The sequence below is a fragment of the Pseudomonas sp. LBUM1644 genome (genome assembly GCF_059716195.1).
Window position 1 is genome coordinate 2056393 of sequence record NZ_CP166812.1, and the last position, 20759, is coordinate 2077151.

Below are 20759 nucleotides of genomic sequence, written 5' to 3' on the forward strand. Positions count from 1 at the left end.
TTTGTATGGCTACTCCAACTAAGAACGTACTGTCGGCCGCTGATGAGTCCCGTCTGGTCAAGGCCGATAAAGCCCACTACATGCACGGTTATCACATGTTCGACGAACATGCCGAACACGGTTCCCTCAATATCGTTTCTGGCGATGGCGCTTACATCTACGACACGCAGGGCAATCGTTTTCTCGACGCCGTGGGCGGCATGTGGTGCACCAATATCGGTTTGGGTCGTGAAGAAATGGCCCAGGCGATTGCTGATCAGGTGCGCAAACTGGCCTATTCGAATCCGTTCTGCGACATGTCCAACAACGTCGCTATCGAACTCTGCGAAAAACTCGCCAGCCTGGCTCCCGGCGATCTTGACCATGTGTTCCTGACCACCGGTGGTTCCACCGCCGTCGACACCGCCTACCGGCTGATTCAGTACTATCAGAACTGCCGCGGCAAGCCGGAAAAGAAGCATGTCATCGCTCGCTATAACGCCTATCACGGCTCCACTACCCTGACGATGTCAATCGGCAACAAGGCTGCCGACCGTGTACCGGAATTCGATTACGCCAACGACAGGATTCACCACGTTTCCAACCCTAATCCCTACCGCGCACCGGACGGCATGGACGAGGCGCAGTTCCTCGAATTCCTGATTAACGAGTTCGAAGAGAAGATCCTGTCCATCGGCGCGGACAAGGTCGCCGGCTTTTTTGCCGAGCCCATCATGGGCTCCGGCGGGGTGATCATTCCACCCAAGGGCTATCTGAAGCGCATGTGGGAAGTCTGCCAGCGCTACGACATTCTGTTTGTCGCAGACGAAGTGGTGACGTCGTTCGGCCGCTTGGGCAAGTTCTTCGCGTCCTACGATGTGTTCGACGTGCAGCCGGATATCATCACCACCGCCAAAGGTCTGACTTCTGCTTATTTGCCGCTGGGCGCCTGCATCTTTTCCGACCGTATCTGGAAAGTCATCGCCGAGCCGGGCAAGGGTCGCTGCTTTAGCCATGGCTTCACCTACAGCGGCCATCCGGTGTGCTGCACCGCGGCGCTGAAAAACATCGAAATCATCGAGCGCGAGAACCTGCTGGAACATGTCGAGGTGGTCGGTGCTTATCTGGAAGAGCGTCTGGCGACACTCAGCGATTTGCCGCTGGTGGGTGATGTGCGCTGCCAGAAGTTCATGGCTTGCGTGGAGTTCGTTGCCGACAAGCGCACCAAGGCGTTGTTTGCCGACGAGATCAACATTGGCGAGCGGATTCATTCCCGGGCGCAGGCCCGGGGATTATTGGTGCGGCCGATCATGCACCTCAATGTCATGTCGCCGCCGCTGATTCTGTCTTGCGCCCAGGTCGATGAAATCGTCGAGATCCTGCGGGTGTGCATTCTTGAAGTGGCAGCCGAGCTTGAGGCGAGCGGCCAGTATTTCGGGCAATGACATTGCCAGGCAGGTTCTTACCCGGTTCAGGCTCACCCGCTAGACTGCGGGGCATGAGCAAACCAAACGACGATACGCTGATCGCGATGCCCTTCGGGGCGTTGCATAAATGGCATGGGGAAATGCGCAAGGCATTTGCCCATATCGACGCGCCTGACGCGCTTCAATACCTGGCGTCGGCATTCGGGCATTTGGTCGGTATTGAATCGGTGATGATCAGCCTGGAGCACAAGGACCGTGCACCGCAGTTGCTGTATCAGCGCGGCATACCGGACAAGTTCCGGGAGGCGATCATCGACCGCTATTTTTCCGGAGGTTACCTGCTCGATCCGTTTTGCCTGGCGGTGGAGCAGGGGTTGGCTGAAGGGTTCTATCACCTGGAGGAAATCGCGCCGGACAACTTCTTCGACAGCGAGTACTACAAGACTTATTACTTGAAGGCCGGCAGCTCGGAAGACAGTTTTTACATTGTCGATACCGGCCATGACACTCAGGTCTCGGTGAGCCTGTTTCAAGGCTTTGGCGGTGAAAGCCTGCGGGCTGAACAATTGAATTTGCTGCGGGCCGTCGAGCCGTTGGTGCGCGAATTCATCAGCGAGTTTGGACGCCAGGGTCTACAGCACAGCACCGTTATTCAGGGTGGGCGTGATGATCTCAGGCAAAGGGTACAGTCCGCGTTCGAAAACTTCGGCTGCGACTTGTTGACCGAACGCGAGCGGGAAGCGGCGCACATGGTGCTCCGGGGCCACTCCGTGAAGTCCACAGCCAGCCAGATGAGTATCTCGCCGGAAACGGTGCGCATGCACCGCAAGAATCTATATCTGAAGCTGAACATCAATTCACAGTCGGAGTTGTTTGCGCTGTTTATCGAGTGGTTGCGTAAACATTAATTCATTAACAGTTGAAACCTTGAATGGCTTCTTTGGGATTCCTGCCAGAATCCTTTGGCTCTGTGCCTAAATCAACTTTTCCCGGTGCGTGGGGATCGACAAGTATCCTCGGGGGCGGCGGTATGGAATCATTGCTTCTGGTTAATAGGAAGCATTACTATTCACGCCTCCTCCCCACAGCACACCGCAATGACCCTCAAGTTGCCCCGCAGACACAGCTTTTTCGAGCATTACGAAGAGTTGGTTGGCACCTGGACCCGTCGCCTGAGAAATCGTCATCAGGCCGAGGATCTGGCCCACGACACCTTCGTGCGGGTGCTTGAGTCCGATTCGGCGGCGGTGCAACAGCCTCGGGCGTACTTGCACCAGACCGCGCGCAACATCGCGGTCGATGGTTATCGGCGTGAGGATCGGCGGGGCGCCATGGAGTCGGAGGCGGTCGATCACAGTGTGTCGTCGACCGGCGACCCGGAGCATTTCATGCAGGCGATCCAGTTGGCTGATTCCATCGAACGGGCGCTCACCGAGTTGCCGCTCAACTGCCGCAAGGTGTTTGTCTGGCAGAAGATCGAAGGCCTGACCCAGGCCGAAATCGCCGAACGCCTGGGACTGTCCAGGAACATGGTGGAGAAGTATATGATCCGCACGCTGCGGCATCTACGCGACCGCCTCGATGGAATGCAGTCATGAGCCGCGGTTGCCATGAAAACACCTGTAGGAGCTGCCGCAGGCTGCGATCTTTTGATCTTGGTCTTTGGCGCTTTACAGGCCGCCAAAAGATCGCAGGCTACGCCAGCTCCTACAAAATCCAGCGATCTTTTGGCGGTGTTGAAATCGCCGAAGATCAAAAGATCGCAGCCTTCGGCAGCCTATCCCCGGCCAAACAGGAACTTCCATGATGGATACTCGTGATTGTGCGTGCGGGCAAACAACGGTACGCGACGATGCGGCGCGATGGTTTGTGCGTTTGCAGGAACCGGCGGTGGATGTCGAAGAATATCGGCGCTTTGAAACCTGGCTCAACGAACACCCCCAGCATCGCCATGAATTTGAACTGCTCCAGGGCTTGTGGACGGCGGCTGATCTGCTGCCGCCCAAGCGTCTGCAAGCCCTGTGTGAAACGCCCCCGGCGCGCAGCAAGCGTCGCCCGCTGGTGCGTTATGCGGTGGCCGCCAGCGTGCTGGCCGTCGCGCTCGGGCTGGGACTGTTCAGCGGTTTGAATCATCCGGCGCCCTACACCGCCGAGTACTCGACGGCGCTGGGCGAGCGGCGCCACGTGGCATTGCCGGACGGATCGGTAATTGACCTGAACAGCCGCAGCCGGGTGCAGGTGCGGTTCGAAAAGAACCGTCGCGGCATTGTGCTGACGGAAGGCGAAGCCATGTTCAGCGTCGAACACGACACCAGTCGGCCGTTCGTTGTCGAGACGGGCAGTGGCAAGGTCACGGTCACCGGCACCCGTTTCGATGTGCGCCGCGACATCGGCGACACCCGGGTGGTGGTGGAGCAGGGTACCGTCAAGGTCCAGGGCCGGGACGCGGCCGACAACGACTTCATCAGCCTCACCGCTGGCCTTGGCACGCGCGTCGATGCCCAGGGCAACGTGGCGGCGGCCTACGCGGTCAACCCCGCCGAGCTGACCGCGTGGCGCGCCGGCAAACTGGTGTTCAACAACGCCAGCCTTGGCGAAGTGGCCGCAGAAGTCTCGCGCTACCGGGAAAAACCACTCACGGTCGGCAATGACAAAGTGGGCAACCTGCGCCTGACCAGCGTGTTCAAGTCCGACAACACCGACGCGCTGCTCAAAGCCTTGCCGAGCATTCTGCCGGTGGCCGTGCGGACCCTCGATGATGGCAGTCAGGAAATAATTTCAAAATAAATTCAGGTTTTTTTTGAGTTCTTCGTCTTCTTGTCCAACTGCAACTGGTTTGCATTAACAGGCGCACACTCTTGCGATCCACAGGACAATGTTCGACGTGAAGAAAACCACCGCTAAAAACAACAATTCCCCTTGGCTGCGGCTCGCGCTGGCCCTGGCCATCAGCTCGGCCCTGCCTCAGGCATTCGCTGCCGACGCGATTCATATCCCGGCGCAGCCGTTGGGTCAGGCCTTGAGTGAGCTCGGCCAGCAAACGTCGCTGCAGGTTTTTTTCAGTCCTGAACTGGTCGCTGGCAAACAGGCGCCGGCCGTGGACGGTAACTTCTCGCCGGAACAGGCCTTGCGTCAATTGTTGCAGGGCAGCGGCCTCGAGTATCAGATCGATGAAGGCTCGGTCACCCTGATGCCCGCACCGACTTCCGCTGCAAACGGCCCGTTGGAACTGGGCGTGACCGACATCAAGGTGGTCGGCGACTGGCTCGGTGATGCCGATGCCGCCGTGGTGCAGAATCACCCCGGTGCGCGCACGGTGATCCGCCGCGAAGCCATGATCGAGCAAGGTGCGATGAACGTCGGCGACGTGCTCAAGCGTGTGCCGGGTGTGCAAGTGCAGGACGCCAACGGTACCGGCGGCAGTGACATTTCCCTGAACGTCGGCGTTCGCGGCTTGACCTCGCGCCTGTCGCCACGCTCCACGGTGCTGATCGACGGCGTACCGGCGGCGTTCGCCCCGTATGGCCAGCCGCAATTGTCCATGGCGCCGATTTCTTCCGGCAACCTCGACAGCATCGACGTGGTTCGCGGCGCCGGCTCCGTGCGTTACGGGCCACAGAACGTGGGTGGCGTGATCAACTTCGTGACCCGTGCAATCCCGGAAAAAGCCTCCGCCGAAATTGGCACCACCCTGGAAACCTCCCGGCACGGCGGATGGAAACACATCGACACCGCGTTTATGGGTGGCACGGCGGACAACGGCATCGGCGTGGCGCTGTTGTATTCCGGCGTGAACGGCAACGGTTATCGTGAACGCAACAACAGCAACGACATTGACGATGTGATCCTCAAGACCCACTGGGCACCCACCGATGTCGACGATTTCAGTCTCAACTTTCACTACTACGACGCCAACGCCGACATGCCCGGCGGCCTGACCCAGGCGCAGTACGACGCCGATCCGTTCCAGTCCGACCGTAACAACGACAACTTCAGCGGGCGGCGCAAGGACGTGTCGTTCAAATGGGCGCGGCAGATCGATGACCGCACCCAGGCTGAAGTGCTGACGTACTACACCGACAGTTTCCGTGGCAGCAACATCGCCGCCCGTGACCAGAAAACCCTCGGCTCCTTCCCGCGCAGCTACTACACGTTGGGGATCGAACCGCGGGTGTCCCATGTGTTTGACGTCGGCCCGACCACCCAGGAAGTCAGTGTCGGTTATCGCTACCTCAAAGAAGCCATGCACGAAGAGGCGAGCCGTCTGGCGCTGGTCAACAATGAGCCCGTCGCGACCAAGACCTCGGACGGCCATGTGTACCAGGACCGCACCGGTGGGACCGAGGCCAACTCGGTCTACATCGACAACAAGATCGACGTCGGCAACTGGACCGTGACCCCGGGCATCCGGTTCGAGCACATCAGTACTGACTGGCATGACCGCCCGGTGCTCGACACGGCCGGCAAACCGGTACCGGAGAAACATCGCAGCATCGAAAGCAACGAGCCACTGCCGGCCCTCAGCGTGATGTATCACATTTCCGATGCCTGGAAACTGTTCGCCAACTACGAAACCTCGTTCGGCAGCCTGCAGTACTTCCAGCTTGGCCAAGGGGGGACCGGGGACGACACCGCCAACGGCCTTGAACCGGAAAAAGCCAAGACCTACGAGGTTGGCACACGCTACAACGATGATGTGTGGGGCGGCGAAGTGACGCTGTTCTACATCGACTTCGATAAAGAGTTGCAGTACATCAGCAACGATGCGGGCTGGACTAACCTCGGCGCGACCACACACCGCGGCATCGAGGCTTCGGTGCACTACGACATGTCGGCGCTGGACCCACGGCTTGACGGCCTGACCGCCAATGCCGGGTTCACCTACACACGTGCGGTGTATGAAGGCGAGATCCCTGACTTCAAGGGCCGTGACCTGCCGTTCTACTCGCGCCAGGTGGCGACCGCCGGTCTGCGTTACGACATCGATCGCTGGACGTACAACGTGGATGCCTTCGCCCAATCCAAACAGCGTTCGCCGGGCGTCGCGGTGAATGCGGACGGTAGCTTCACCAACAACTACATCACCGAAGGCACCGCGGACGGGCAGTACGGCGACATCCCGGGTTACGTGACCTGGAACGTGCGTGGCGGGTACGACTTCGGTCCGCAGGTGTCGAACCTGAAAGTCGGGGCGGGGATCAAGAACCTCTTCGACAAGCAGTACTTCACCCGTTCCAGCGACAACAACTCGGGGATGTACGTCGGCGCACCGCGCACGTTCTTTGTGCAGGCCAGTGTTGGGTTTTAAGGGCTGAAGATCAAAAGATCGCAGCCTGCGGCAGCTCCTACAGGATGTACGTCGGCGCACCGCGCACGTTCTTTGTGCAGGCCAGTGTTGGGTTTTAAAAGCTGAAGATCAAAAGATCGCAGCCTGCGGCAGCTCCTACAGGATGTACGCCATCCGAATGTAGGAGCTGCCGCAGGCTGCGATCTTTTTGCTTTTAAACCTTCAACACCTTCCCGCCGATGCCGACCGCGACCAGCAACACCGCCATCAGCCCAAAGGCAAAACTCAAACTGCTGCCGTGGGCGATAAACCCGATCACCGCGGGCCCGGCAAGAATCCCCGCATACCCCAACGTCGTAATCGCCGGCACGGCAATGTGCTCGGGCATGACCGTCTGTTTACCCACCGCGGTGTACAGCACCGGCACAATGTTCGAACAGCCCGCGCCCAGAAAGGCATAGCCAAGCAATGCCGCCTCCCAGGTCGGCGCGAATGTCGCCAGCGCCAGACCCGCGGCGGCGGTTAGTCCACCGAACACAATGACCCGCGTAGAACCGAGGCGCCGAACGATCTTGTCACCGGTCAACCGCCCGACGGTCATGGTCAGTGCAAACGCCGCATAACCCAGCCCCGCATACGCCGTGTCGATTCCGCGCTCCTGCGTCAGGAACACTGCGCTCCAATCGAGCGCTGCGCCTTCAGCCAGGAACACGATGAAACACATACCGCCGATGAACAGCACAATCCCGTGGGGTACGGCAAACGCCGGACCCGAGCTTTCACTGCCGTAGGGCAACAGGTGCGGTGCAGCTTTGAGTAGCGCCGCCACCAGGCACGCGATGACCACCAACATCGCCCCCAGTGGGGAAAAACCGAAGCCGAGGAGGGCGCTGACACCCGCGGCGCCGACGATCCCACCGAGGCTGAACAGCCCATGGAAACCCGACATCATGTTCTTGCCGCTGGCGCGTTCGACGATCACTGCTTGCAGGTTCACCGTCGAATCCACCGTGCCGAGCCCGGCACCGAACATGAACAGGGTGGCGATCAACGCGGGCACTGACGACACCGTCGCCAGCAATGGCAGGGCTGCACAGATCAACAATGTCCCGCCAGTCGTCACGCGCCGACAACCGAAGCGCGAGGACAGAATCCCGGCCATCGGCATGGCCAGGATCGACCCGACGCCCAGGCACAACAGCAACAAGCCGAGGGTCCCCTCATCCAGCCCGGCCCGTGCCTTGGCATACGGCACCAGCGGCGCCCAGGCGGCGATGCCGAGACCTGCGATGAAAAAGGCGATGCGCGTGGACATTTGCTCCAGACGCCCGGGAACGAATGTGGCTTGGGTGTTGAGGTTGGTCATATCAATCCTTGGCAAAAAACGGCGCGTCCCCAAGGGACAGTGACTCACCGGTGAGGTTCGATCAGTGTCCCGACGGTTTCGTGGTCAGGCAGGACGACATCGTTGCACAGCCCGTCGTTGTTTCGCGATATGTTGAGCGCATCGACGGTTTATACGGGAGGCGCCATGACGCCGTTCTACGATGCTCGAGGCAATATCTACGCGGTGATGGCGCCTGAGGCGGTGCGCCGCGAGGGGATCGACTTACCTGAACAGGCCAGTCAAGCGGTGCACTCCCGCGAGGCCTGGGCGTTGGCGGCCATCGAGGCGTTCTGCGGTTGGGCACCGGGCACGCAACCGCCCGGCGGCAAGGCTCATCGCTGTGATGGGCTGCTGGTCGGGCCGTTTCATTCATCACCGCCCTTTGATCTGTTGATCGTCAACACCGACGGTACGCTGGCCGAACGCAGCGGCAACGGGCTGACGATTTTTTCCCAGGCGCTCAGCGACCAAGGGCTTTGGCCGAGGGATGAAGCGTGTCTGCTCAGGGTCCATCACGACAAGACCGATGTGCCTTCACCGGGGGAAGCTACGGTGAAAGCGGCGCAGGTGGAAGACGTGCACGGGTTCTGGCTGGACCTGGGCAAACCTTCGTTCGGGCCGGAGGCAGTCAGTGCTCACGGGGTTGAGAGCGTGCTATTCAACGGCCGCGAACTCAGCCATGTGCAGCCATTGTCGTCACTCAATGCCGCCTGGTCGCGAAGCCAGTTCGCGCGGGTCGGCAATCCGCATTGCGTGACCCTTGTGGAAAACGCAGACGCCTTGCCGAGTAATGAGCAGATGCGGGAAACGCCACTGTCCGAAGGGCTTACGCGTATCGCCTACGCCATGCCGACGGGAGCGGGGCAACCCTGTCCGGCGGGTGTGAACCTGCAATGGGCGATGCTGGCGTCCGAGGGGCGAGTGGTCGCGCGGGTGTTCGAGCGCGGCGAAGGGCCAACGGCTTCTTCGGGCACCAGCGCGACGGCGGTGGCGTGTGCGGCCTGGCGCGTGGGTTGGGTCGCGGCGGGCGAGGTCAAGGTGGTGATGCCGGGTGGTACGGCGCCGATTTTGTTGGAGGCAATCGACGGCGAATTGAGTCGGGTCAGCCTGTTTGGTACGGCTCGATTGATGAGTTGATTATTCGATTGCCTTCGCGAGCAAGCCCGCTCCCACAGTTGATCTGTGTTGTTCACAAATCTCCTGTGGGAGCGGGCTTGCTCGCGAAGAGGCCGTTACAACCACCGAGAATTCAGGGCAGGTCCGCCCACTCCACCACCGGCATCTGCCGCTTCATCAACACCTTCCCGCCGCGAACCGAATACAGCGGCAACCCCTGACTGCGGATCACCTCGTAATCGCTGTCTGCCGACAGAATCAGCAAATTCGCCGGCCGTCCGCGCTCCAGTCCATAACGCTCACCCAACGCCAGGGTCCTGGCGCTGTTGTCAGTGACCAGGTCCAGCGCGCTTTGCAGGTTGCGGTAACCGAGCATGTGGCAGATGTGCAGCCCCGCTTCGAGCACCCGCAGGATGTTGCCGTTACCCAGCGGATACCACGGGTCGACAATCGAATCCTGGCCGAAACAGACATTGATGCCCGCTTCGAGCAACTCATTGACCCGGGTCACGCCCCGGCGTTTCGGGAAGTTGTCGTAGCGCCCCTGCAGGTGAATGCTTTCGGTGGGGCAGGAGACAAAATTGATCCCCGAATGCCCGAGCAGCCGAAACAGCTTGGCGCAGTAAGCGTTGTCGTAGGAGCCCATCGCGGTGGTGTGGCTGGCCGTGACGCGCGAGCCCATGTCGCGGCTGCGAGCCTCTTCGGCCAGCACTTCAAGGAAGCGCGAGTGCGGGTCGTCGGTTTCATCGCAATGCACGTCCACCAGGCAACCGGTGCGCTCGGCCAGGTCCATCAGGAACTTCACCGAACTGACCCCCTGGTCGCGGGTGTACTCGAAATGCGGAATGCCGCCGACCACATCGGCGCCCATGCGAATCGCTTCTTCCATCAACTCCCGACCATTGCGATACGACTCGATGCCTTCCTGCGGGAACGCGACAATTTGCATATCGACCAGATGCCGGCTTTCCTCGCGCACGTCGAGCATCGCCTTGAGCGCCGTCAATGAAGGGTCGGTGACGTCGACGTGGGTGCGCACGTGCTGGATGCCGTGGGCGGCGAGGGTCTGGATGGTTTTCTTCGCGCGGGTCCGGGTGTCTTCCTCGGTAATCGTCACCTTGCGCTCGCCCCAGCACTCGATGCCCTCGAACAGCGTGCCGCTCATGTTCCAGCGCGGCTCGCCGGCGGTGAGGGTGGCGTCGAGGTGAATGTGCGGTTCGACGAAGGGCGGCACCACCAGGTTGCCTCCGGCGTCCAGATCGTCGGGCCCCAGGGTCGGGGCTTCGGTCTGGCGGGCGATGTTGCTGATCAGGCCGTTTTCCAGGTGCAGCTCATGCAGGCCTTCTTGGTTACGCAGACGGGCGTTGATGATGTGCATGAGGCGAATCCTTTTAGAGAGTCGGTGTAGTCATGCCCCTACGTTAGCGCGGCAGCGGCGATCCCTGCCAGCGGCATTAGCCACTGCCGTTCAAATGTGGTGACTTCAAGGGGATTTGTGTTGCGGTAGAAACCGCAGCAGCGCCGCGATGATGGCTTCGGGCGCATCTTCCTGGATCAAATGCCCCGCATTGGGAACCGGATGGAACTGCGATCCGGGCATCATCCGATGCAACGCCCGGCCGCGTTCGATGGGAATCCATTCATCGTCCTCTCCCCACAGAATCTGCACCGGGCACCGAACGGTCGGGTACAACCCTTCAGCCTCGCGGGTATAACGCTCATCCATCTGCGCAATCTGTCGGTAAAACGCCGCTTGCCCCGGATCACCCAACCACGGTTGCACGTACGGTGCCAGCTCGTCGTCCGGGATTTCACGCTTGATCGCCCCGCGAATGTAAGCCGGCACAATCGCTCGCTGAATATAATCGGGCAGTCCGCTGAACGCGGCCTCATGCTGGCGCACATGCTGAACAAACGAAGAGCCCCATGGCGTCAGCGCCACCGGGTCGATCAGCGTCAGGCTGCGGTAATCCTTGCCGTTCAACAGGTGGGCACGCAGTGCGGTGGCGCCACCAAAGTCGTGGGCCACGACATCCGGCCGCGCCAGCCCCCAGTGATCGAGCAAGCAAGCCAACAGCTCGTTCTGCACACCCAGCGAAACATTGCCCTCGATTTTCTCGGACTGGCCATAACCCAGCAGGTCGAAATAATGCACGCGGTGCGTGGCGATGAAGTGCGGTGCAATCCGGTGCCAGACATAAGAAGAAAAGGGCGTGCCATGCACGAATACCAGCGGTGGGCCGTCGCCACGAACGGCATAGCGAATGGTGCTTCCGTTGAAGCGATAGGTCTGAGGCAGTGGCCAGTCAATCATGGACGTGTCCTTTTGGCGTGCTCGAGCCAAAAAGCATAGGCATAAAAAAACAGCCCTGAAGGCTGTTTTTTGTATCACGGACGAAACGCAGTTCCCTTTGTTGTAGGAGCGAGCTTGCTCGCGATGGTCGTTAACGATAACGCGTGTTTACTGGTTAAACGCGGCGCTCGTGAGATCATCGCGAGCAAGCTCGCTCCTACCCGCGGTAGATGCAGCCGCTGGTGCAGGTTTCGTGGATGCGGATCGCACTGAGTTCCGGCAGCAAGGGCTTCAATTCATTCCAGATGAATACGGCCAACACTTCACTGGTCGGGTTTTCCAGGCCGGGAATGTCGTTCAGGTAGTTGTGATCCAGGCGCTCGTAAAGCGGCTTGAAGATCGCCTTGATTTCCGAGAAGTCGCGGATCCAGCCAGTGTGCGGATCGAGGTCGCCGCTGAGGTGGATCGCCACTTTGAACGAGTGACCGTGCAGGCGGCCGCACTTGTGGCCATCCGGCACGTGGGGCAGGCGGTGGGCGGATTCGAAGGTAAACTCTTTGAAGATTTCCACAGTGATTTTCAGCTCTGTCAGGTGGCGATCGCCGCGGCGATGTGGGCAGGCGGCGAGTTTACCAGAGCTCTGGACAAAACACTGACTAAAGGGTCAGCAAGCGCTCGCCCAGGCGACCATTGGCGGCCAGTTCGAGGAACTCGTCCCCCAGGCGACGGCTTTCATCCATCGCCGTGCGCCAGTACTTTTGCCGACCCGGCGCATCGCCCATGAAACGCTTGAAGTCGTTACGGTCAGGCAGTTTGCCGAAGGGCAGGCGCGACAGGTAATCCTTCGACGGCGCCAGCAATAAAACATCCTGCAAGCGTGTCGGGCAGGCCCGGCGCCATGGCAGGCTCTTGTCGAACCAGCCGGGAATCACCCGGTCGGTGAAGTGCGGATAGAGCACGATGTCGTTGCCGCTATAAGGCAGGTCGAGGTGATAATCCAGCAGGCCGCCATCGCGGAACGTCCCCGCGCCGGCGCCCGGCAGATCGCGCACGCCTTCCATGACCATTGGGATCGAGCCCGACGCGAGCAAGGCCTGGCGCAGGTTGCCGGCATTGAGCGAGATGAAGCGCGACGGAAAGTCGTTCAACACGCTGACTGGCGGTGCCAGGCGCGGGTCGTGGATGATCAACCGTTCGAAATGCCGCGACAGTCGCGCCCGGCCCCGCAGGTTGTCAGCGATCACCGACGACAAGCCGAGGCCCAGTCGGCCGCGATGATCGTGCGCCAGCAGGCCGTGGCTTTTGACCACCATGATGTTCAGTCGATAATGGGCATTGTCCAGGATCGAGGCGTCGCGGCCGTCGAGCAGCTCATCGAGCATGCGCCGGGAGCTCTGGGTGATCTGCGCCATGGTCACGCCTTTGGCGAAGTTCTGCTCGGTGTACAAATGACCGAGGCGGCGCAGGCCTTCAGCGGCATCCGGCAGGCAAGCACTGGCGAAGCGCCAGGAGCCCACCGAGGCGCCAATCAGCGAGCGCTCGCGAGGCGCCGCCGGCAGCCACTCGCCGAACAGCGCCAGGTCCAGACCTTGAATCCCCAGCGCCTTGGGCCCACCGGCGGCCCCCGGAAGCGTGCCCACATCAATGGCGCTCAACCCGCTTTCACGGATGCGCGCGAACGCACGAGGGCCCGCTTTGAGGGTCAGCGAGGGGAACTTGATGTGGATAGCGGTCATACCGGTCTCGAAGTCTGGCGATCGGGCGGATTATAAACGCGTGCAGTTAAGCCGTATTGCGATCTGTAGCAGCTGGCGAAGCCTGCGTTCGGCTGCGAAGCAATCGTAAACCCAGAACACGCGGTTTTCCTGGCAAACCGCGTTGTCTGATCTCACGACTGCTTCGCAGCCGAACGCAGGCTTCGCCAGCTGCTACACAGGTAGCGTGTTGACCTGGAGTTTCTTGACTGAAAGGGTGCAGGCCCGTTTCTGTTGAGCCCGCATCATGTCGCAGCCTTTTCGAAGACCGAGGCCGGGATTATAGTTTTGATAAGTGCTCGGTGCTCAGCGGCGGGTGTCGGGTTTGGATGCCGCCGCCATGGTTGCGCCACTGCAGTTGATATAGGAGGAAGATTTCAACCAGCGCTGATCCGGATAGTAGGAAAACAGCAACTGCCCGTCCTTCATCGAATCAATCAGGCGGTGAGCAATCGCCGGCCTGACGGCCGGGCAGCCGAGGCTTCTGCCAATCCGGCCATTCGCCCGCGCCAGGACGGGGCTGACATAGGGTGCACCATGAATGACGATCGCCCGGTCAAACGCGTTGTCGTTGAAACCCGGCTCGAGGCCTTCCATGCGCAACGAATAGCCGTTCTGCCCGACATAGCTAGACTGGGTGCGGTACAGGCCAAGGCTGGTGGCGAAGCTTTCGTTCTGATTGGAGAAGTTGACGGCCATGTTCTCGCCGCTGTTGCGACCGTGGGCCACCAGTTCGTGGAACAGCAACTTGCGTTTTTTCAGATCAAACACCCACAACCGCTGTTCGGTGGAAGGCAGGGAATAATCGATTACCGCCAGTCGTTGGGCCGGGGCGGCACCCTGGGCCAGCGTGCATTGAGTCGCGCGGACGGCCAGGGCAATGACCTTGGCGTCGGCATCCGGGGCCGCTTTGACAAGGGCGGCCGCCAGCGAATCGGCGTAGGCTGCCGGTACTGACGTCATCGTCAGTAGCAGGGCCGTGAGTAGAAAGCCAAAGCGGTCTGGCGCCATATAGATGTCTCATCATGATAGTTTCGAGTCTAGCAGTGCGTTTGCCAGGCGTTGAATGCGGGAGATTAAGGATTAACCATGGGGCAGTTAACAAGGTTATTCGTCATAAGCCATGTCTTTTTTATGGGCTTTCTGATCAGCGGTGTGGCGAATGCAGAAACTTCGGCGATTGAGCCGGTAATTTCGCCGAGTAGCTTAAGGTGGGCTGCACCCAACGACAATGTCGCTCAAGTGATCCAGGCCACCCTCGCGCCGCTCAGTACGGCCTTTCCACCGCTGCTCACATCACGGCGTTATAAGCGCGTGGATGTGAATCGGGTGGTCATGGATTTCTACAGTCATCGTGGCTATCGCGCGGCCTGGACGAATGACAACGATGTCACCCAGTTGTTGAGCAGCCTTGATGCGACACAAGCCGACGGGCTGAACCCTGTGGATTTCCATGGCGATGAACTGGCCAGGTCGCGGTCGTCGATGCAGGCCTCGGCGCCAACGCCCGAGCAACAGGCAGCGTTTGATATCGCCGCGACTCATACCTTTGTTACCGCGCTGCTGCAACTGCGGCGGGGCAAGGTTGATCCTTCACGGCTGGATATCCACTGGAATTTCGACCCGTCCGATGTCGACCCCCGTGACGACTTCAATCACTTTTTTGCCGCGCTCGACGCCCATGATGTCGCCGGGGCTTTTGCCCTGGCGCCGCCGCAGGAGGCAGTCTATGTCGGTTTGCGTCAAGGCCTGGCGCAACTGCGCAAGGTTCGTGACGCGGGTGGCTGGCCGAAGATTGCTGAAGGTCATTCACTCAAGCCCGGCATGGACGAGCCCGCGGTCGCGCAGTTGCGGGCACGGTTGGTGGCAGGTGGTTTTCTTGACCCGCGATTGGCTCGCGGGACCCAGTACGACGGCGCCGTCACTGCAGCCGTGAAAAAATATCAAGCCGAGCAATACCTCGGGGCGGACGGCATGGCCGGTGCCACGACGCTGACGGCGTTGAATGTGCCCGTCGACGCGCGCATCGATCAGGTGCGGGTGAACATGGAGAGGGCGCGCTGGCTGCTTTATAAACTTCAGGGCACGTTCGTTATTGTCGATATTGCCGGGTACAAGGTCGCGATGTATCGCGATGGCAAACCGATCTGGCGTTCCCGGGTACAGGTTGGCAAGCCGTTTCGTAATACACCGGTGTTCCAGGCCGAGATTACCTACATCACGTTTAACCCGACATGGACCGTGCCGCCGACGATTCTCAAGGAGGACGTGCTGCCCAAGATCCTCAAGAATCCGGGTTACCTGGACGCTAACCGAATTCGCGCGATTGACAGGGAAGGCGCTGTGGTTGATCCGGCGACTATCGACTGGACTAACCCGCGTGGCATTACCTTGCGTCAGGACGCCGGCACTGACAGTTCGTTAGGTCAGGTGGTTATCCGGTTTCCCAACGAGTATTCGATTTACCTGCATGACACGCCGCATCGCGAGTTGTTTGCGAAGACCGTGCGTGCGACCAGTTCCGGCTGCATACGGGTGGAGAATCCGTTGCAGTTGGTTGAACTGTTGTTTAACGACCCGATTCATTGGAACAGTGCCGGGATTCAGAAGCAGCTGGCCAACGGCAAGACAGAAAATATCAGGCTCCCGGTCAAGGTGCCGGTGCTGCTGGCGTACTGGACGGTGGATCTTAGCAGCGACGGTCGCGTGACGTTCAAACCCGATGTCTACGGGTACGATTCCGAAGTGCTGCGCGGGTTGAACCTGCCATCGCCAAGGCCCGTCCTGGATGTGCGGCGAGCGCAAACGGCTTCCCTGGCGACGGGAAAATACCAGCCGTAGTCGACGAAGAGGCGGGGATGTCTATGCCTCCCGGACGCCTCTTCCATAATTATTTCGATTCATTATCGCGGTGGGAAAGTGATGGGGGCCATGCCACAGTTCCACTCAGGAGTTTCATCCGATAATCCATCCCAAGGAGTGGGAAGTTGAAAAGATTTTATGCAGTAGTCGTACTCATCGTGCTGGCGTTCGGCAGCATTGGCTTGAGCGACGCTCGGGATTCAAAAAACGCCCGGCCGGAATCCGTGGCTGGGGAGTTTGATTACTATCTGTTGACGCTGTCCTGGTCGCCCACGTACTGCCTGACTCATGAAGGCGACGTCCAATGCTCCGGCAAAGGCTATGGCTTTGTACTTCACGGCCTCTGGCCGCAATACGCCAAGGGGGGCTGGCCGCAGTCGTGTTCGCCGAGGGAGAGGTTGTCCGCCACGGAGCGAGCGAAGGGCCTGACATTGTTTCCGACGCCAAAATTACTCGAGCACGAATGGGCCAAACACGGTACCTGTAGCGGCCTCGGCGCCATGGGCTATCTGGAAGCGGCCGACACCGCCGTTGGCGCGGTCAGGATTCCGCGACAATTGCAGCCTTTTAGCGATTCGTACTACTTCGAAGCCCGGGAGATTGCGCAGATGTTTCGCCAAAGCAACCCCGGAATACTCGAGGATGGTATTGCGGTAATGTGCAATGGGCCGACGTTGTCGGAAGTTCGGGTGTGCCTGAATAAAGACCTGGAGTTTACGGCGTGTGGTAAAGGCGTAAAAACTCAATGTAGGGCAGGGAACATCAGGGTTCCCCCGTCGCGTTAGAGTTTTGTTTAAAGCTGAACGGCCGCCAACCGTTCGGCGTCCGTGCGTAAGTTCTCCAGCGGCGTCGCTCAGGTTTGATTTATTTAGATCGTGGAGTGCTTACACTACTTCAGGCCTTCCTTAAGGAATGTCTCTCTGTCCAGATGCATCTGCAAGTGGGTTTTTCCTGACGCATACTCCAAGCCTGCCAATCCCATCTTGAGTGCGAGGCCAGGATTGCATGCGACATGACTAATGACCTCTGCCAAGCCAGATGCGCTGCCCATTTCAAAGGTGAAAGCATTATCTTTATTGGTGATGTCCCTGATCCCGGAAGTGTCTGAGCCGATAACAGGAACGCCTTGGCTGAACGCGTCGAAAATAATTCTAGGCTGCTCCTGCTTCAAGGTTGGGATTAATATCCAGTCATATTGGGCCACTGTCTCAAAAAAATCGTGCCCATAATCAACAGGTTGTTCGTATTTGACATTAACCCCTCCATGGCTATTGCTTGCAAAACGCTCGCATTTTTGCTGTAAATAGCCGGTGCCCATGATGGTGATGTCTATTTTTATATCGGTGGTTTTCAACTTTTTTATGGCGGCGAGCAACACTAAAACGCCTTTATCCTTTATAAGGCGCGATGGAAATAATATCCTGACCGTATCGTCGACCCTGTTTTTAAATCGCTGCTCGACAGTTTTCGGGCTTGCGGCGTTACTTTCATCTACCCAGGTTGCTGGATTTATGAATGTTCGACTTTTTTCATCTCCCAGGAAATAGTTTCTGTAAAAAGTCTGGGTGAATATTCTTGAATTGGCCAACTTCAAGCAGCGGGTCAACAGGATTTTATGAACATAATGCTCGATTAATTTTCTAGGTGTTTTTCTTTCGCCTTGGCCAAGCATCCAGAAAGAAGACTCTATGACAATCACCCAGTGGAAAGACATGAACGGCTTAAGCGCCAACAAGTAAAAAGACAAGGGGAAGGCCCATCCTGATCCGTCAGAATGAACAATACCTGCTTTCATGGCGGCTTTTCTTGCGACGCAGAAATTTGGAAGCAGGTTCTTTAAGACGGATTTAAGTCCATGATCCACCTTCAATCCAAAAAACCACTTTATTTCCAGGCTAGTAATGTCCTCTAGCTTGTCGGTGTTCTCGTTTTTTTCAATGGGACAACAAATCCCAAAGTTTTCTATATATTTTAAATGCAGTTTTAAGTCTTTTGCCCACAGAGGATCAGTAAATATCTGGCCGCTATCGGTTTTAGTTATCGGTATTCTGGTAAATAAAATGTACGGTTCAAATATCATAGGCTCCCCCCTAAGATTTCCATCTACTGCCGGGCGACGTTCTTTGTCCTGCAACACGCCGAACCAAACGTCGCATAATATTCTGTTAGATTTCTTAAAGCTCTAATTTTTCTTGATAATTGCCGGAGAAAACGCGACCGGAGTTCGGATAAAACGCCGGCCAGGCATTTGCCCCTCATCACCCCGTAGACTAAGCTCACAAAAAATAAGGGTTTTGGGCGGTTGCCCATGCCTTACCCTTTCAGGATGAACTTTTGCCTATCCCTCTTCACGACCCTCATCACGCCCCCGGTGGCGCGTTGAAACGGCTACCTCTGCTCAAGGCATCGGTGCTGTTTATTGCGGCGGTGTGCCTGTGTCTTTGTGGTTTGCTTTACCTGCAACTGGAACAGTCTCGCCGCCAGGACCTGGAGACGGCGCAAGTCGCCTCGTCGAACCTGACCCGGGCCATGGCACAACAGGCCGAAGACACGTTCATGAAGGCCGATCTGGTGCTGACCGGCCTGGCCGAGTGGCTTCAAGCCGATGGCTACGGCGTCGGCCAACAGCCACGATTACAAAAGACCTTTGCGCGGCGGGTTCTGGCGCTGGAGCAGTTGCACGGGATATTTCTGTTCGACAAGCACGGGCAGTGGGTCGTGACTTCATTTGAGGATCTGCCTCGCGGTCCGGGGGTGGCGGACCGCGACTACTTCAAGTTTCACCAGCAGAACGTGACATCGGTGGCACACATAGGGCCGGCGATCCGCAGCCGAAAGAATGGTGAGTGGATCATTCCGCTGTCCAAACGGGTGAATGACAAGAACGGCAACTTCCAGGGCGTGTTATTGGCCGGGATCAAAATGTCGTATTTCGATCAATTCTTTAAAAGCTTCAACATCGATGACAACGGCACGATGTTTGTGGCGTTGACCGACGGTACGCTGTTGGCGCGCCGTCCTTTTGTGGAATCGCTGATCGGCACGTCAGCGGCAAAGAGCGAAATTTTTCGGACGCTCTTGCCCCGCGCGACGTCTGGCAGCGCGATGTTCAGCTCGGTGGTGGATGGTGTTGTCCGGTTATATGGTTACCACCAGTTGAGTGCCTACCCGCTGGTCGTGGCGTCGGCATCCTCCAGGGACGCCATTCTCAAGGACTGGTACGCCACGGCGTTTCAATCCATTGTCATCGTGGCGTTGGTGATACTGGGCGTGGGGCTGTTCGGTTGGGTGTTCATTCATCAGGTGCGCGATAGTGAGCGTATCGAGGCGGATCTGCGCAAGGCTCAGGAAGCGCTGGAACTGATTGCGACGCACGACAGCCTTACCGGCCTGGCGAATCGTCGACTGTTCGAGCGGGCGCTGGACATCGAGTTCGGCCGTGGGGCCCGGCGATCGAGCCCGCTGAGCCTGATCATGCTCGATATCGATTTCTTCAAGCGCTACAACGACACCTACGGCCACGTGACCGGGGACCATTGCCTGGCCGAAGTCGCGCGAGCCTTGAAGAGTTGCTGCCATCGCAAGGCAGACCTGGCTGTGCGCTACGGCGGTGAAGAGTTCGCGGTGTTGCTGCCCGAGACCGACATCCACGGCGCGCTGGCGATTGCCGAACAGATCCGCCGCAGTGTCATGGACAAGAACATCACTCACAGCGGTTCACCCACTGGCTACGTGACGGTCAGTCTCGGTTGTTACTCGTTTGTGCCAACGGGGCGCGACAGCATTGAAATGTTCATTCAGCGCGCCGACGCGGCGTTGTATCGCGCCAAGCATTCGGGGCGAAACCGTTCGGCCGTGCTGTCGCTGGAGGGGGGCGTCGAGGCGCTGATGCGTTCGGATCGCTGAGGGACTGTTTCACCCGCGCAACACCCCGGCCAGCCGGCCGTCTGGCTGTCAGATTCGCTTGAAATGATCGTCTAGAGTTCCGATAGCTCTGCCGACTCCGGCAGGTCTCCCTCAGCACGGACGATCGCCAAAATGTTGATTACTCAAGCATTGACAGCCGTTGCTCTAACCCTTGCAGTCTCCACCATTTTTCCCGTGGCCCACGCTCAATCAGAAATAACCCCGCAAGACGCGCATTCAATTGGCGTGGACGCCTACGTTGGATATGCCGCGCAGTCGAAAGGCCTCATGAACATGTTTGTGAGTGTGCCGGGATATCCATCGGAGGATTTCAGCAGCGCAGTGCGCTCGAACGTCGACACGGTGTATTCCATCGCCTGGCTGGACCTGACCAAAGAACCGCAGATCATCAGTTCGCCGAACACCGGTGGGCGTTTCTATTTGCTACCGATGCTTGAAATGTGGAGTGACGTGTTTGCCTCGCCGGACTGGAGCGCGACCGGAACGCATGCCGGACAATTTCTGGTAACGCCGCCGGGGTGGAGCGGAACGGTGCCAGCCGGGCTGAATCATTTGCCGGCGCCCACGCCCTTCGTCTGGATCATCGGCAGGACCAGGATCGATGCTGCTGCGGACTACACGGCAGTGCACAAAATACAGGAAGGCTACACGGTGACTCCGTTGTCGCAGATGGCCACACAAGCTAAGCCGGTCATCGTGAAAGTCTCGGTCGTCACGCCACTGTGAG

The 20759-nt window shown here is 58.8% G+C and carries 17 protein-coding genes and 1 pseudogene; 11 read left to right on the forward strand and 7 right to left on the reverse strand.

Going from position 1 to position 20759, the window contains the following annotated elements; translation table 11 throughout:
• Positions 1-5 precede the first annotated feature (5 nt).
• The 6 genes from ACA052_RS09225 (at position 6) to ACA052_RS09250 (ending at position 6714) form a co-directional block, all read left to right on the forward strand.
• Positions 6-1424 carry an aminotransferase gene (locus tag ACA052_RS09225; RefSeq protein WP_497649382.1) on the forward strand — a complete coding sequence of 473 codons (1419 nt, stop codon included), beginning with the start codon at positions 6-8 and terminating at the stop codon, positions 1422-1424.
• On the forward strand, positions 1421-2314 hold the full coding sequence (locus ACA052_RS09230; protein ID WP_497649383.1) for a helix-turn-helix transcriptional regulator: 894 nt from the start codon (positions 1421-1423) through the stop codon (positions 2312-2314). The genes ACA052_RS09225 and ACA052_RS09230 overlap by 4 nt, the downstream gene beginning before the upstream one ends.
• 189 nt (positions 2315-2503) lie before the next feature.
• Positions 2504-3004, forward strand: a complete 501-nt coding sequence (locus tag ACA052_RS09235; protein WP_497649384.1) for a sigma-70 family RNA polymerase sigma factor — start codon at positions 2504-2506, stop codon at positions 3002-3004.
• Entirely contained in the window at positions 3001-3213 is a 213-nt protein-coding gene (locus ACA052_RS09240) for a hypothetical protein (RefSeq protein WP_497649385.1), read from the forward strand. The genes ACA052_RS09235 and ACA052_RS09240 overlap by 4 nt, the downstream gene beginning before the upstream one ends.
• Positions 3210-4193, forward strand: a complete 984-nt coding sequence (locus tag ACA052_RS09245) for a FecR family protein (protein ID WP_497649386.1) — start codon at positions 3210-3212, stop codon at positions 4191-4193. Before ACA052_RS09240 ends, ACA052_RS09245 begins: the two co-directional genes overlap by 4 nt.
• A gap of 97 nt (positions 4194-4290) precedes the next feature.
• Complete coding sequence (locus tag ACA052_RS09250; RefSeq protein ID WP_497649387.1) at positions 4291-6714, forward strand: TonB-dependent siderophore receptor; 2424 nt, start codon at positions 4291-4293, stop codon at positions 6712-6714.
• Between the two features lie 193 nt (positions 6715-6907).
• Here ACA052_RS09250 and ACA052_RS09255 read toward each other — a convergent pair whose 3' ends face one another.
• Positions 6908-8059: an MFS transporter gene (locus ACA052_RS09255; RefSeq protein ID WP_497649388.1), complete on the reverse strand. Its 1152-nt coding sequence runs from the start codon at positions 8057-8059 to the stop codon at positions 6908-6910.
• A gap of 165 nt (positions 8060-8224) precedes the next feature.
• Between ACA052_RS09255 and ACA052_RS09260 the strand changes: the two genes are divergently transcribed.
• Positions 8225-9217: a diaminopimelate epimerase gene (locus ACA052_RS09260; protein WP_497649389.1), complete on the forward strand. Its 993-nt coding sequence runs from the start codon at positions 8225-8227 to the stop codon at positions 9215-9217.
• 112 nt (positions 9218-9329) lie between these two features.
• On the opposite strand, the gene codA is transcribed toward ACA052_RS09260, so the two are convergent.
• The 5 genes from codA to ACA052_RS09285 form a co-directional block, all read right to left on the reverse strand.
• Positions 9330-10574: a cytosine deaminase gene (gene codA, locus ACA052_RS09265; RefSeq protein ID WP_497649390.1), complete on the reverse strand. Its 1245-nt coding sequence runs from the start codon at positions 10572-10574 to the stop codon at positions 9330-9332.
• A 105-nt stretch (positions 10575-10679) separates the two neighbouring features.
• On the reverse strand, positions 10680-11510 hold the full coding sequence (locus tag ACA052_RS09270) for an alpha/beta fold hydrolase (RefSeq protein ID WP_497649391.1): 831 nt from the start codon (positions 11508-11510) through the stop codon (positions 10680-10682).
• Positions 11511-11706: 196 nt separating this feature from the next.
• Positions 11707-12060 (reverse strand): 6-carboxytetrahydropterin synthase QueD, encoded by a 354-nt coding sequence (gene queD / locus ACA052_RS09275; protein WP_497649392.1) that lies wholly within the window; start codon positions 12058-12060, stop codon positions 11707-11709.
• Between the two features lie 85 nt (positions 12061-12145).
• Complete coding sequence (locus tag ACA052_RS09280; RefSeq protein ID WP_497649393.1) at positions 12146-13225, reverse strand: patatin-like phospholipase family protein; 1080 nt, start codon at positions 13223-13225, stop codon at positions 12146-12148.
• Between the two features lie 324 nt (positions 13226-13549).
• Positions 13550-14254, reverse strand: a complete 705-nt coding sequence (locus tag ACA052_RS09285) for a murein L,D-transpeptidase catalytic domain family protein (protein ID WP_497649394.1) — start codon at positions 14252-14254, stop codon at positions 13550-13552.
• Positions 14255-14332: 78 nt separating this feature from the next.
• Between ACA052_RS09285 and ACA052_RS09290 the strand changes: the two genes are divergently transcribed.
• Both ACA052_RS09290 and ACA052_RS09295 read left to right on the forward strand, forming a co-directional pair.
• Positions 14333-16084, forward strand: a complete 1752-nt coding sequence (locus ACA052_RS09290; RefSeq protein ID WP_497649395.1) for a L,D-transpeptidase family protein — start codon at positions 14333-14335, stop codon at positions 16082-16084.
• 146 nt (positions 16085-16230) lie between these two features.
• Positions 16231-16890, forward strand: coding sequence for a ribonuclease T2 family protein (locus ACA052_RS09295; protein ID WP_497649396.1), 660 nt, complete (start codon positions 16231-16233; stop codon positions 16888-16890).
• 104 nt (positions 16891-16994) lie between these two features.
• Here the strand turns inward: ACA052_RS09295 and ACA052_RS09300 are convergent, their stop codons facing one another.
• On the reverse strand, positions 16995-18242 hold the full coding sequence (locus tag ACA052_RS09300; RefSeq protein ID WP_497649397.1) for a glycosyltransferase family 4 protein: 1248 nt from the start codon (positions 18240-18242) through the stop codon (positions 16995-16997).
• 197 nt (positions 18243-18439) lie between these two features.
• On the opposite strand from ACA052_RS09300, the gene ACA052_RS09305 reads away from it, so the two are divergent.
• Together ACA052_RS09305 and ACA052_RS09310 are read left to right on the forward strand one after the other, a co-directional pair.
• The gene (locus ACA052_RS09305; protein WP_497649398.1) at positions 18440-20011 is read left to right on the forward strand and encodes a sensor domain-containing diguanylate cyclase; all 1572 of its coding nucleotides are present in this window, start codon (positions 18440-18442) and stop codon (positions 20009-20011) included.
• Between the two features lie 132 nt (positions 20012-20143).
• Positions 20144-20737, forward strand: a pseudogene (locus ACA052_RS09310) (DUF1254 domain-containing protein); the annotation flags it as partial.
• Positions 20738-20759: the final 22 nt, after the last annotated feature.

Coding starts and splice junctions, on each gene's coding strand:
- ACA052_RS09280 (WP_497649393.1), bottom strand. CDS start 13,225: ATGACCGCTATCCACATCAAGTTCCCCTCGCTGACCCTCAAAGCGGGC.
- ACA052_RS09285 (WP_497649394.1), bottom strand. CDS start 14,254: ATGGCGCCAGACCGCTTTGGCTTTCTACTCACGGCCCTGCTACTGACG.
- ACA052_RS09225 (WP_497649382.1), top strand. CDS start 6: ATGGCTACTCCAACTAAGAACGTACTGTCGGCCGCTGATGAGTCCCGT.
- ACA052_RS09240 (WP_497649385.1), top strand. CDS start 3,001: ATGAGCCGCGGTTGCCATGAAAACACCTGTAGGAGCTGCCGCAGGCTG.
- ACA052_RS09270 (WP_497649391.1), bottom strand. CDS start 11,510: ATGATTGACTGGCCACTGCCTCAGACCTATCGCTTCAACGGAAGCACC.
- ACA052_RS09245 (WP_497649386.1), top strand. CDS start 3,210: ATGATGGATACTCGTGATTGTGCGTGCGGGCAAACAACGGTACGCGAC.
- ACA052_RS09260 (WP_497649389.1), top strand. CDS start 8,225: ATGACGCCGTTCTACGATGCTCGAGGCAATATCTACGCGGTGATGGCG.
- ACA052_RS09230 (WP_497649383.1), top strand. CDS start 1,421: ATGACATTGCCAGGCAGGTTCTTACCCGGTTCAGGCTCACCCGCTAGA.
- codA (WP_497649390.1), bottom strand. CDS start 10,574: ATGCACATCATCAACGCCCGTCTGCGTAACCAAGAAGGCCTGCATGAG.
- ACA052_RS09290 (WP_497649395.1), top strand. CDS start 14,333: ATGGGGCAGTTAACAAGGTTATTCGTCATAAGCCATGTCTTTTTTATG.
- ACA052_RS09255 (WP_497649388.1), bottom strand. CDS start 8,059: ATGACCAACCTCAACACCCAAGCCACATTCGTTCCCGGGCGTCTGGAG.
- ACA052_RS09235 (WP_497649384.1), top strand. CDS start 2,504: ATGACCCTCAAGTTGCCCCGCAGACACAGCTTTTTCGAGCATTACGAA.